At 68.7% G+C, this 12,564-nt stretch carries 9 protein-coding genes; 3 read left to right on the forward strand and 6 right to left on the reverse strand.

What is annotated here, in order from left to right; translation table 11 throughout:
• Positions 1–107: 107 nt before the first annotated feature.
• Complete coding sequence (locus AB0J09_RS20510; RefSeq protein WP_360693065.1) at positions 108–281, reverse strand: hypothetical protein; 174 nt, start codon at positions 279–281, stop codon at positions 108–110.
• A gap of 2 nt (positions 282–283) precedes the next feature.
• Positions 284–1,543, reverse strand: coding sequence for a cytochrome P450 (locus AB0J09_RS20515; protein WP_360693068.1), 1,260 nt, complete (start codon positions 1,541–1,543; stop codon positions 284–286).
• Positions 1,544–1,807: 264 nt separating this feature from the next.
• Here AB0J09_RS20515 and AB0J09_RS20520 point away from each other — a divergent pair, with 264 nt between their 5' ends.
• The 3 genes from AB0J09_RS20520 to AB0J09_RS20530 all read left to right on the forward strand — a co-directional run bounded on the left by AB0J09_RS20520 (position 1,808) and on the right by AB0J09_RS20530 (position 8,117).
• The gene (locus AB0J09_RS20520) at positions 1,808–2,614 is read left to right on the forward strand and encodes an AraC family transcriptional regulator (RefSeq protein ID WP_360693071.1); all 807 of its coding nucleotides are present in this window, start codon (positions 1,808–1,810) and stop codon (positions 2,612–2,614) included.
• A gap of 194 nt (positions 2,615–2,808) precedes the next feature.
• Positions 2,809–5,028 (forward strand): FAD-dependent oxidoreductase, encoded by a 2,220-nt coding sequence (locus tag AB0J09_RS20525; RefSeq protein ID WP_360693074.1) that lies wholly within the window; start codon positions 2,809–2,811, stop codon positions 5,026–5,028.
• A 173-nt stretch (positions 5,029–5,201) separates the two neighbouring features.
• Positions 5,202–8,117 (forward strand): hypothetical protein, encoded by a 2,916-nt coding sequence (locus tag AB0J09_RS20530; protein WP_360693077.1) that lies wholly within the window; start codon positions 5,202–5,204, stop codon positions 8,115–8,117.
• A gap of 31 nt (positions 8,118–8,148) precedes the next feature.
• Here AB0J09_RS20530 and AB0J09_RS20535 read toward each other — a convergent pair whose 3' ends face one another.
• The 4 genes from AB0J09_RS20535 to AB0J09_RS20550 all read right to left on the reverse strand — a co-directional run bounded on the left by AB0J09_RS20535 (position 8,149) and on the right by AB0J09_RS20550 (position 12,493).
• Entirely contained in the window at positions 8,149–9,162 is a 1,014-nt protein-coding gene (locus tag AB0J09_RS20535) for a LacI family DNA-binding transcriptional regulator (RefSeq protein ID WP_360693079.1), read from the reverse strand.
• Between the two features lie 70 nt (positions 9,163–9,232).
• Positions 9,233–10,102, reverse strand: coding sequence for a carbohydrate ABC transporter permease (locus AB0J09_RS20540; protein WP_360693082.1), 870 nt, complete (start codon positions 10,100–10,102; stop codon positions 9,233–9,235).
• Positions 10,099–11,070: a sugar ABC transporter permease gene (locus AB0J09_RS20545; RefSeq protein ID WP_360693085.1), complete on the reverse strand. Its 972-nt coding sequence runs from the start codon at positions 11,068–11,070 to the stop codon at positions 10,099–10,101. The genes AB0J09_RS20540 and AB0J09_RS20545 overlap by 4 nt, the downstream gene beginning before the upstream one ends.
• A gap of 46 nt (positions 11,071–11,116) precedes the next feature.
• Positions 11,117–12,493 (reverse strand): extracellular solute-binding protein, encoded by a 1,377-nt coding sequence (locus AB0J09_RS20550; RefSeq protein ID WP_360693088.1) that lies wholly within the window; start codon positions 12,491–12,493, stop codon positions 11,117–11,119.
• Positions 12,494–12,564 lie beyond the last annotated feature (71 nt).

Here is a 12,564-nt window from a genome sequence, read left to right on the forward strand (position 1 = left end):
GTCGCGGGCCTCGACGTCCGCCCCGGAGCCGAGCGCGTCCCGGACCGCGGCGGCATCCCCTCGTGCGGCGCTCGCCAGCAGTTCCTCGTTGTGCACACCTTCTCCTCTCACCTTCCGGACACCGCACACGCCGCGAGCATCACGCCGAGGAAGAGGGTACCCAGGATGTCGGCGATGGTCGGGTTACCTCCGGTCAGACCCTTGCCGAGCTCGCTGGTCGTCGTGCCGAAGGAGACCGCGGTCAAGGCCTTACGCCTGGCCGGCCTCGCCCGGGTCGGCACGCTCAGCCGTCCTTCAAGACGTAGCGGATGGGGAGGCGTTTGAGTCCGCCGACGAATGTGGTGGCGGTCCACACGGGCTCGCCGTCGAGCTCGACGCTCGCCAGCCTGGGGACGAGTTCGGCGAAGAGCGCGCGGATCTCCATGCGGGCGAGCGCGGCGCCCAGGCAGTAGTGGACGCCGAAGCCGAAGGCCAGGTGCCTGTTGGGGTCGCGGCCGACGTCGAAGCGGAACGGGTCGGCGAAGACCTCCTCGTCCCTGTTGGCCGACGGGTACGACAGCAGCACCGACTCGCCCTTCCTGATGGGCGTGCCGTTGACCTGGGTGTCGGCGGAGGCGGTGCGCATGAACTCCTTCACAGGGCTCACCCACCGGATCATCTCCTCGGCGGCCGTCGGCAGCAGGCCGGGGTCGTCCCGCAGTCGCCGCAGCTCGTCCGGGTGCCGGATGAGCGCCTCCAGGCCGCCCGCGATGGTGGAGCTGGTGGTGTCGTGCCCGGCCGTGGCGATGAGGATGTAGTAGGAGGCGGCGGTGTTGTCGTCCAGCGGCCGGCCGTCGATGCGGGCGTTGGCGATCTCCGAGGCGAGGTCGCCGGTCGGCCTGGCCCTGCGCTCGGCCGTCAGCTCGTGGAAGTAGGCGAAGAGGTCCTCCAGCACGGAGGTGTGGCCCTGCGGGCTGCCGCCGCGCCCGGTCTCCTCGTCGTGCTGGCCGAACAGCTCCTGCGTGAGCCGCAACATGCGCGGGAAGTCCGACTCGGGCAGGCCCAGCAGGGTGAGGATGGCGTAGAGCGGGTAGTGCACGGCGACCTGGCGGGCGAAGTCGCACGCGCCGCCGTGCTCTGCCATCCGGTCCACGTGCAGGCGGGCGAGCTCTCGGACCCGCACCTCCAGGGCGCGCATGGCCTTGGGGCGGAACCAGTCGGCCCCGACGGCGCGCAGGACGCGGTGCTCCGGATCGTCCATGTGGACGATGCTGCTGAGCGCGGACCCCCGCGCCCGGCGCGTTTCGAGTGCGGCGTCGAGGTCCGCGGTCCTCAGCACGGGACGCGGGGCGCTGAGCCACAGGGTGTGGTCGCGCTCGATCTCCAGCACGTCGGCGTGCCGGGTGACCGCCCAGAACGGGGTGTAGCCGGGGACCTCCACGCGGTGGACGGGGGACTCACGGCGCAGCAGCGCGAGTGCCTCGTGAAGGCGGGTCTCGTCGGTGTACGCGGCGGGCGTGGCGAACGTTCGCCCGGCTTCGCTCACGGACATGGTGGGGTTCACGGTGGAGCCTCCTGTCTCATCGGGTGGCGCGCCGGGGCGGTACATCAGGCCGGGAGGAGTGCCTTTCCCTTCGGCGCCCTACCGGCCAGGAGGTGCCATTCCCGCGGCGCCGCGTCCCCATGCCGGGAGTCGATTCAGTCAGCGCGGGTGAGCGATGCGGCGCTTGTGTCCATGACTGCAACGGTCGCAGCCGTGCCGATTGTGAGCCATGGTCATGTCCGGTTAATCTTTGCACCCAATCGATACAGTGCTGGGAGCCGTGTCATGGGCGGGCAGGACCGGCGACGTTGGCTGGCTCAGCTGGCGAAGAACCCTGACTTCGGACTGTTCGCGTACGAACCCCTGCCGCGTCCGTGGTCCGTCGACTTCCCCCGCGGACTGCGCGAGCACTTGGTCTATCTCGTGGTCTCCGGTTCCTGCGAAGGCACCGCGGGGTCCGAGATGATCAGGCTCGTCCCCGGATCGTTGATGTGGCTGCAGCCCGACGTCCCCTTCGCGCTGCGCTCCAGGGATGACCAGCAGCCGATCTCGCTCTACCGCTTCCGGTTGCGTCCTCTGCCGGGCGTGGCGGCCGACCGGAATCCGGTGCTGGTGCTCCACGGGGCATGGGAGCTCCGGGCCACCTTCGACATGCTCATCGCGGAGCTCTCCACCACCTCGCCGTTCCGGGAGGAGCGGATCCCGGCACTGCTGCTGGTGCTGTTCACCGGGATCTTCAGGCTCGCCGACGGACGGCGCGGTGGCGGGCGTCCGCTCGACTCTCCCCAGCGCAGGCTGCTGGAGCAGTACGTGGACCGCCGCATCACCCAGCGGGTGCTCCCCTCGACGCTCGCTCGCCTGGTCGGCCTGTCGCCGGAGTACTTCACCCGCAGGTTCCGGCACACCTTCGGCATGTCACCGAAGGTCTGGCTGGTACGGCGGCGGGTCCACCAGGCGGCCCTGCGGCTGGACGAGACGACCGACTCCATCGCGGAGGTCGCGGCGGACTTCGGTTACCCGGACGTGTTCCTGTTCAGCCGGCAGTTCAAGGCCGTGATGGGCGTGTCGCCGCGGGCGTACCGGGCCAGGTAGGTCGACCCGGCCGACGACGGTTCGGTGCAAAGAAATCCCGGCCTCGGCTATGTCGTGCACAAGGTCACGATGCCATTGTGATGTCACCCGCCGCGAAACACCGGACATTCCTGGACGAACGCCGAGATACAGGCCGTGACCGGCCACCTGGCGGCCGCCACCGGCGTCCCCACCTGATACGAGAAGGGTTCCAGATGCGAGACGAAGTCGTACGAAGCGACCTCACCGTGGTCGGGGGCGGCCTGGCCGGGGTGTGCGCCGCCATCGCCGCCGCCCGCCTCGGCCGTTCCGTCGCGCTGGTGACCAACCGCCCGGTGCTCGGCGGGAACTCATCGAGCGAGGTCCGGGTATGGGTGTGTGGCGCCACCGGACACGGCATCCAACGCTACGCCCGCGAAACGGGCATCATGGGCGAGCTCTTCGTCGAGAACCAGTACCGCAACCCTGACGGAAATCCGTACTACTGGGATCTCGTGCTCCTGGACGCCGTCCGCGCGGAGCACAATATCCGGACTTTTCTTAATACGGACGTACGCGAGCTGACCGCGCACGGCCCGGGGGACGACCGGCGCATCGACTCGGTCACTGGCTGGATGATGGGCTCGGAGCGGCGGATCCGCTTCGACTCCCCGATGTTCGTCGACTGCACGGGCGACGGGCTGGTCGGCTACTTGGCAGGGGCGCGGCACCGCGTCGGGCGCGAGGCCCGCTCCGAGTACGGCGAGCCCTGGGCACCGGAGACCGCCGACGACATCACCCTCGGAAGCACCATCCTGTTCTACACGAAGGACGCCGGTCACCCGGTGAAGTTCGTGCCCCCGTCCTTCGCCAAGGACATCGCGTCCACCTCCATCCCCGAGCGCCGCATCATCAAGTCCGGTGACAACGGCTGCGCGTACTGGTGGATCGAGTTCGGCGGCGAGCTGGACACGGTGCACGACAACGAGCGGATCCGAGACGAGTTGTGGTCCGTGATCTACGGCATCTGGGACCACATCAAGAACTCCGGCCGGTTCGACGCCGACACCATGACCCTCGAGTGGGTCGGGGCGGTGCCCGGCAAGCGTGAATACCGGCGCTTCGTCGGCGACCACACCCTCACCCAGCACGACATCCTGGAGCAGACGCCGTTCGAGGACCGGATCGGCTTCGGAGGATGGTCCATCGACCTCCACCCACCCGGCGGGGTGTACGCGGCGGAGGCGGGTTCCAAGCACTGGCACCCCAACGGCACGTACCACATCCCCCTGCGCTGCCTGTATTCGGTGAACGTGTCGAACCTGTGGTTCGCGGGCCGGGACATCAGCGCCAGCCATGTGGCGTTCGGCAGCACGAGGGTGATGGCCACCTGCGCACTCACCGGTGAGGCGGCGGGTAGCGGCGCGGCCCTGGCCGTCGAGCGCGGCGTGACACCGCGCTCCCTCGCCCGCGACCACCTCACGGAGCTCCAGCAGACGATGCTCCGCCAGGACGCCGCGCTGCTGGGCGTGCCGAACCGCGACCCCGCCGACCTGGCCCGCCAGGCGACCGTCACCTGCTCCGGTGCTCTCACGGGGCTCGCAATTGAGACGCCGGCCGAACGCATTCCCCTGGACACCGATCTCGCACTGCTGCTGCCGGTGGATCCCGTGATCGAGTCCGTCGAGCTGCTGGTGGACGCTCTCGGGGACGGAACCGAGCTGGCCGCGGACCTGTTCGACACCGGGCACCCCCAGAACTACGTGCCCGCGCGGCGGGTGGCCGAAGCCCGCGTGCGCGTGGCGCCCGGCGACAAGCAATGGCTCCGCCTGCCCCTCCCCTGGCGGCCGGACACCCCCCAGAACGCCTTCCTGGTCATCCGGAAGAACCCGCACCTGGCTCTGTACGGGTCCGGTACCGGCGAGCCCGGGGTGCTCTGCTTCCGCCGGGTTACGGCCGCGCGGGAGTTCGACCAGCCCATCCTCGACTGGCGCCCTGACCAGGCGCATCGGAGCTGGTGTTTTCGCACGTCGCCCCGCACGGAGGCGTACGGCCCGGGCAAGGCCGTGGGAGGCTACGCGCGGCCGTACGCGGGGCCGCAACTGTGGGCCTCGGACCCGCTCGGAGAAGAGCAATGGCTGCGGCTGACCTGGCCCGCTCCCATCACACCACGACAGGTCAGGCTGGTGTTCGACGACGACGTCAACGACGACCTGATCAACCTGCACCACCACAGGACGCCGTACGACGTGCCGCCCACGCTGGTCCGCGACTTCCGGGTTGAGGCGCTGGTCTCCGATCGTTGGCGGCCACTGGTCCACTGCACGGACAACCGCGCCCGGCACCGGGTCCTCTCCCCGGCCGCACCGCCTGCCACCTGCGCGCTGAGGATCGTCGCCGAATCCACGCACGGCAGCCGCCGGGCGCACATCGTCTCCGTCCGGGTCTACGAATAGCTTTAGCGCTTAAGAAATTAAGTTTGGAAGACGTTTGACATTTCTTTAGGATTTCGTGATCGTGTCGTCTGTAGGAAGCAGATTCCGCTGGTAAGAGCTCCGGAAACATCGCGGACCGGTCGACTCCCGGTGGGATCACGATGTCGCGTCGCTGAACTGAAGGGTTTCAGCTCGTGTTATCCAGACTGCTGATCGCGCTGCTCATGCTGGCCGTACCGACGCTGGTCTCCACGCCGGCGTGGGCGGCGCTCCAGCCCGCCCTCACCGTCGGTAACTACGCTTACGATCAGCCGCCCAACGCCGGCGACGCCCCCGACAAAGGCCAGAGCGGGCTGCTGGCCTTCGGTCAGGGCAAGCTGGCGGACGCGTCGATCACCACCCGGGCCGAATGGTTCGGCGACGGCGCGGCCAAGTACAAAGTGGTCTCGATCGTCATCGACCTGCTCCGGGACTACCCCGTCGACCAGATCTCGATCGTCAGCAACGCGCCCAACCGCTACTACGGCATCAGAGCCGTCTCGGTGCGCGCCCGCGCGGAGGCCGAGCCCGACTACACCTCGATCAGGGCCCAGACGTGGTACGGCACGGCCAGCCCGCTGCCGGACGACGTGCCGTTGAACAACACCCTGACCGTGAACATGGGCAACCGCACCACGCGTCTGATCATCATCAGGATCGCCCGGTTGCACGAATACCAGCACATGGCGCTGAACGAGATCTCGGTCCACCCGGGCACCGGCGAGCCCGCGCAGGATCCCGCACCGCCGCTGTCCGCCGACCGACTGCGCGCGGAAATCGCCAAGCCGGTCAAGCAGATCCCCCGGTCCGGCATGGTCGACGTGGGCAACTACCTCGCCGGGGTCACCCCCGACGACGGCGTGCCGGACAGTTCCGGCGGCGTCGTGCCGTTCTTGTACAGCACCCTGTTCAACCGCGACCGGACCGACTACGTCGGCTGGCGCGGCAGCGCATCCGCGCCGAAGACGGTGTCGCTCGTCTTCGACCTGCTGGCGGACCACCCGCTCGACACGATCAGGCTGTTCAGCAGGGCACCCAACCAATACTGGAGCTTCGACGAGATCACCGTCACCTACCGGGCGGAGGCCGACACCACCTACAAGATCGCCAGAATCGAAAGGCGTGATCGTGCCGACACCGACTACACGCTGGAAATCTCGATGGCCGGCAAGAAGGCGCGGTTCGTCCGCCTCCAGCTCACCCGGACCAACCAGTACCTGCACATCCCGCTGTCGGAGATCGAGTTCGTCCAGGGCAGCGGGGAGGTCGGACAGGACCCGGCGCCGCCGTACGACGAGCAGGCCATGCGCGAGGAGCTGACCGCCTACACCAGGCTGGCCGACCAGTACGGCCAGTACCTCTACCAGGATTGGCCCGGAAAGCTCACCTCCGACGCCCAGCTGAACAGCGAGCGCGAGCAGGAGTGGGAGCACCTGCGGTCAGTCGTGCTCGACCCGGGCAAGTACGACACGTACGGCGGTTTGAAGGCCCTCGGCAAGCAGCCGTCCGACGGGTACTTCCGGCTCAGGAAGATCGACGGCAAGTGGTGGTTCGTCACCCCCGACGGCTACCCGTTCCTGCTCAAGGGCGTCGACTCGGTCTCCCACGACGAGTGGGGGTACGGCACGCTCTACAAGGAGCCCGACGGCAGCCTCCGCGACGTGTTCGAGTCGGTGCCCGACCACGACCGGTACGCCGCGGCCTACAGCACCACCGATGACGGCGAGGTGCTGAGCTTCGTCAAGGCCAACCTCATGCGCAAGTACCAGGGCGACTGGAAGGCCGTGTGGCGGCAGGTCACCGGCAAGCGGCTGATCGACTGGGGCTTCAACGGGCTGAGCAAGTGGGCCCGCGACTCGGGCGTGCGCCTGCCGTACATCGATCAGCTGCCGGCGCCGGCGGACGCCGTCCGCGTGAAGTGGGCGATCGACCCGTTCGACCCAGGGTTCGGGGCCAAGCTGGACCGCAAGATCGAGGAGATCGGCGTCGCGGGACGGAGCACCGACCCGTGGCTCATCGGCTACTTCTTCGACAACGAGCGCGGCTGGGACGCCGAGGTGGTCAAGGAGATCCTGCTGAACAAAGGCACGCTCCCTGCCAAGGGCGCCTTCGTGGACTACATGGCCGACGCCTACGGTCAGGACCTGGCGCGGGTGAACTCCATCCTCGGCACGAACGCCTCCACGTTCGACGCGCTGGCCGGGATCCCGATCGACGTGGGCAGGCTGCCGGCGCAGGACATGACAGGGTTCATCCGCCTGGCCTCCAAGACGTACTACACCGCCATCCGCACGGCCATCCGCACGAAGGACCCCAACCACCTGTTCCTGGGCTCGGCCCTGGTGCCCACCTGGCGCACCAGCTTTGACTGGAACGTCGGCGGCATCGACCAGCTGGACGCGGTGTCGTTCGACGTCTACAGCGACAGCGCGGACTACCTGAACGAGTACGCGAACCTCGACAAGCCGGTGCTCAACCTGGAGTACTCCTTCAGCACCGCCGACCGGGGCCTGCGGGCGATCAACGCCGCGACGCTCTCGGAGACCATCGCCCAACGTGGCGCGAAGTACCGATCGTTCATCGAGGCACAGGCCGGCAGCCCGGTCTTCGTCGGATCCGGCTGGTTCGTGTACTACGACCAGGCGGTCACCGGGCGGCCGGGTGACGGGGAGAGCTTCAACTTCGGCCTGCTCAACCAGCAGGACCAGCCCTACACCGAGATGACCGACATCATGCGCGACACCAACACCTCGCTGGAGCTCGTCCACAAGTACGGCACCAGCCTGCTCACCGCGGAGATGGTGGCGGACTCCATCAGCCGGCTGGGACGGGTCGACGCGCACGACCCTGTGGTCCCGCTCCCCCATGTACCGGAGGCGTTCTCGCTGGAGATCGCCTCCACCACCCGGGCCGACGTGGTCACGCTGGACGGGACCGTACGGCCGTCGTCCGCGAAGACCCTCGTCACGCTCGTCCTGAAGGTGGCCAGGAAGAGTGACGGCAGCACGGCGTCGACCCGGCCGCTGAGCCTGTGGGTGCCCAAGGCGTTCAAGAACAAGGACAAGAAGTAGGCGGTAGGGCGGCGCCGCCCTACCGCCTGTGTCAGGCGAGCGGGCCCGTGCTCCCCCTCGCGGTGAGCCGGGCCGGTTCGGTCTCGATGTCGGGGAGCGGCTCGCCGTTGATGAGGGACAGCAGGTGACGGGCCGCGGCCGCGCCGAGCGCCGGCACGTCGCGCCGGACCGCGGTGAGGGCAGGGCGTACCACCTGGGCCAGCGGCGAGTCGTCCCATGCGACGAGGGACAGGTCGTCGGGCACGCGCAGCCGCATCTCCTGGGCGACCGACAGGCCCGCGACCGCCATGATGTCGTTGTCATAGATGATCGCGGTTGGCCGGGTGGTGGAGCTGAGCAGGCGGCGCGTCGCGCGAGCGCCCTCCTCACCGGTGTAGTCGGTGTACAGCGTGACGCATTCCGGCAGGCCCAGCCGGGCGCAGGCCTCGGCGAACGCCTCGTCCCGCACCTTGGTGTGCACCAGATGTGGCATGCCCGCCACGTGGCCGAACCGGCGATGGCCGAGCGCGGCGAGGTATTCCACGGTTTCGTGCACCGGGCCACTCTCGTCGGAGCGCACCGACGGTAGCGAACCGGTGCCGGGCAGCCCGCCGATCACCACGGCGGGCATGCCGAGATCTTCGAGCACCGGCAGGCGGCGGTCGGAGACGTGCACCTCCACCAGGATCGCGCCGTCGATGCGGCCCTCCGCCCACCAGCGGCGGTAGACCTCGATCTCGGCCTCCTCGTCGTCGGCCATCTGCAGCATCAGTGCGGACGAGTGCGGCTTCAGCGCCGTCTCGATCCCGCTGAACAGCTCCATGAAGAACGGCTCGGCGCCGAGGATGCTCGGCGGCCGGGACAGCACGAGGCCCACCGCGCCGGCGCGGGCGCTGGTGAGGGCACGGGCTGCGACGCTCGGCCGCCAACCCAGCTCCTTGGCCACTTTCAGCACCCGCTCGCGCGTGGCCTCCGACACTCCCGGACGGCCGTTGAGCGCGTAGGACACCGCCCCCTGGGAGACTCCTACCCGCCGGGCGATATCCGCGATGGTCGGCCGCTTCACGCTCGTACCCTAAAGGACATGGCGACGATGAGAACGGCGAGCGTGGTACGGCTGCGCCGTACGGTGTGATTCACCCCTTGAGTCCGGTAAAACTGATGCCGCGGACGATGTGCCGCTGGAAGACGAGGAAGAGCAGCAGGGGCGGGATTATCGCGACGAGCATGCCGGCGATCACCTGGTTCTGCTCGGCCGTCTCGGCCAGCCGTGGCAGCGCGACGGCGAGCGGCTGCGTGTCGGCGTCGGTGATGGCGATCATCGGCCACAGGAAATCCTTCCATCCCTCCATCACCGCCAGCAGCGACACCACCGCCAGAATGGGCCGGGACATCGGCAGCACGATATGCAAGAACAACCTGACCGGTCCGGCCCCGTCGACCTGGGCCGCCTGGTACAGCTCTTTGGGCAGGCCGTCGAAGAACTGCTTCATGATCAGCACATTGAAGGCATGCGCCCCGGCGGGTAGCCACACCGCCCACGGGCTGTCCACCAGCGACAGGTCCAGCACCGTGAGGTACAGCGCCACCAGCGAAACGGTCCCGGGTACGAAGAGAGTCGCGAGCACCGCGCCGTAGACCAGCTTGCCGAAGCGGGGCCTGAGCACCGAGAGCGCGAACGCGCCGGTGGTGGCGACGAACAGTTGCACAAACCATGAGCCTCCGACCAGGACGACGGTGTTGAGCAGGTAATGGCCGACCCGAAGCTCTGTCCAGGCGGCCGCGAGGTTCTCCCACCGCACCGAGGACGGCCACAGCCGCAGCGGATCGCGCAGCAGATCCTGAGTGGGGGAGATCGCGCCCTTGGCGGTCCACAGCAGCGGCCCCAGGCCGATCAGCGCGGTGGCCAGCAGCAGGACCCCCTGGACCAGACGCAGGGACCAGCGCACCCCGGGCCGCCGCCGGTCGATGCCGGAGACGATGCCACGGCCGCGGTCTTCGCTCATGTGCGACTCCATTTCCTGGTGAGGCGCATATAGACGGCGGAGATGACGCCGAGGCCGATCGCCAGCAGCACGCCGAGTGCGGAGGCCATGCCATAGTCGCCGTAGATGAACGCGTAGCGGTAGATCAGCAGCAGGATCGTCACGGTGGAGTCCTCCGGGCCGCCGTCGGTGAGCACGAAGGGCTCGGTGAAGATCCGGAAGGTGCCGAGGATCTGCAGCAGCAGCATGATCAGAAGGACGCCGCGCAGCTGGGGGAGGGTCACGTGCCAGACCCGCTTCATGATGGTGGCGCCGTCGATCTCGGCCGCCTCGTACAGCTCGCCGGGCACCGAGGTCAGCGCGGCCAGGTAGATCAGTACGGTGGATCCGCCGGCGGCCCAGGTGGCCTCGAGCACCAGGCTGGGCATGGCGGTCGAGGTGTCCTGCAGCCACGGGAACGGCCCCAGCCCCAGCACGCCGAGGGCCTCGTTGAACAGGCCGAAGTCCGGGTCGTAGAACCATTTCCACATCAGCACGGCCACCACCGGAGGGACCACCACCGGCAGATAGACCAGCACGCGGAACAGGCCCCCGAATCTGCGCAGTTCCGACATCACCACGGCCAGCATGATCGGCAGCGGGAAACCGAAGAGCAGCGCCAGCACCACGAACCAGACCGTGTTGCGCACCGTGGTCCACAGCAGCGGGTCCGCCAGCAGGTTGGCGAAGTTGTCCATGCCGACCCACGTGGGCGCTTCCACCAGATTGGTGCTCTGGAAGCTCAGCACGACGCTGCGTACGATCGGCCACCACGCGAAGCAGCCGAAGGTCGCGATCAGGGGCAGCAGAAACAGCCAGCCCGCCAGGCGCGGGCGGCGACGCGGGTGCCGCCGGTCGAGGGGCGGCTGTTCCTGGGCGGATGGCGAGCCGGGATCGGCCGCCATCGAGTGGGGCCGATCCTGCGTCTCGCGCCGGTGCAGCGTCGTCATCGGCGGCGCCCTCGCCTTGCGGTCACCGCCGCTTCTCGTCTTCCGTTCACGGCCGGACCCTGCTCAGCGCGGCGGTGGCCTTCTCCTCGGCCTTGCCGAGCTCCGTTGCCGGGTCGGCGTCCTTGCGGGTCAGGACCGCCTGCAGCGCGGTGTCCATCGCCGCGTACGTGTCCTGCGCCGCGACCGCCGGCTCGGTGACGAACTCCTGCGCGGCCACGCCTGTCTCGTACGGCTTGAAGTTCTCCACCGGCACGCTGGCGTGCTTGCGCTCGGCCGCGACGACCGGGTCCGTGACCGCCGAACCGTACAGAGAGACGTACGGGAAACCGACCGGCACGTCGTCCTTGGCCTTGGCCGCGGCCAGGGTCTCCGCGATCGTCGCGTCGTACCTCGGCTGCAGGAAGTAGTAGTCGATCCACGTCACCGCCGCGGCCCGTTCGGCCGGGGTGGCCTTGGGGCTGACCACGGCCACCTGTCCGCCGAGCAGCGTGGCGGACGTGCTGCCCTTCGGCATCGCGGCCATGCCGAAGGCCTCCGGCTTGCCGCCGTACTGGGTGGCGTACTCGTTGTAGAGGCTCGGAGTGCCGATCATCATGGCGACCTTTCCGGCGGCGAAGTCCTTGGCCAGGTCCTTCGCGTTGCGCAGCTGCTGGGAGCCCATCGAGTCGTCCTGCCAGCGCATCGCCTTGAGCAGGTCGAGGACGCCGCGGGATTGCGGGGTGTCGAGGGTGGCGACGGTCTTGCCGCCGCTGCTCTGCTGCAGGCGGCCACCGTAGGTGTAGCTGATGGCGGTGAAGATCCAGCCGCCCGTGTTCTCGGTGGTCGGCACGGCCAGGCCCGCCACCCCCGTCTTCTCCGCGATCGTCTTGGCCGCACCGCGGACCTCGTCCCAGGTCGCGGGCGGCTTGTCGACGTCGAGGCCGGCCTTGTCGAACAGCTCCCGGTTGTAGATCAGGCCGAGGGCGAACTCGCTGGTGGGCAGGCCGTAGATGTGGCCGGCCGAATCGGTGGCCGGAGCGAGCGCACGCTTGTCGAATTGGGCGGCGTGCGGGAGCTTGCCGACCTCGGCGGAGATGTCGGCGACCTGGCGCCGCTTGATCATTCCGGCGGGCTCGGTGAGAGGCACCTGCATGACCGTCTCCTGCTGGCCGCCGGCCAGGCGGGTGGCGAAGGTCTTGGCGTCCCACTTCGTCTCGCGCGGCTCGATGTCGATGTTCGGATTGGCCTTCTCGAACGCCGCCACCCGGTTGAGGAACTGCTGGCGAACGTTCTGCTGGGTGGAGGGTGGCAGGTCGGCGACGGTGATACGCGTCTTGCCGCCCGAGGAGGGCTCGGAGGAGGAGCCTGCGGAGCCGGACCCGCATCCGGCGGCCGTGGCGACGACGAGCGTGGCGGCGAACAGCCCCGGCAGTCGTACTCGCATATGGAGCTCCGTTCAGAGGGGTGGGGCCTTCTTTACGTGGCCGTCACTATGGGTTAACAATCGCGCATTTG

The sequence above is a fragment of the Nonomuraea sp. NPDC049784 genome (assembly GCF_040659615.1).
Lineage (GTDB): Bacteria > Actinomycetota > Actinomycetes > Streptosporangiales > Streptosporangiaceae > Nonomuraea.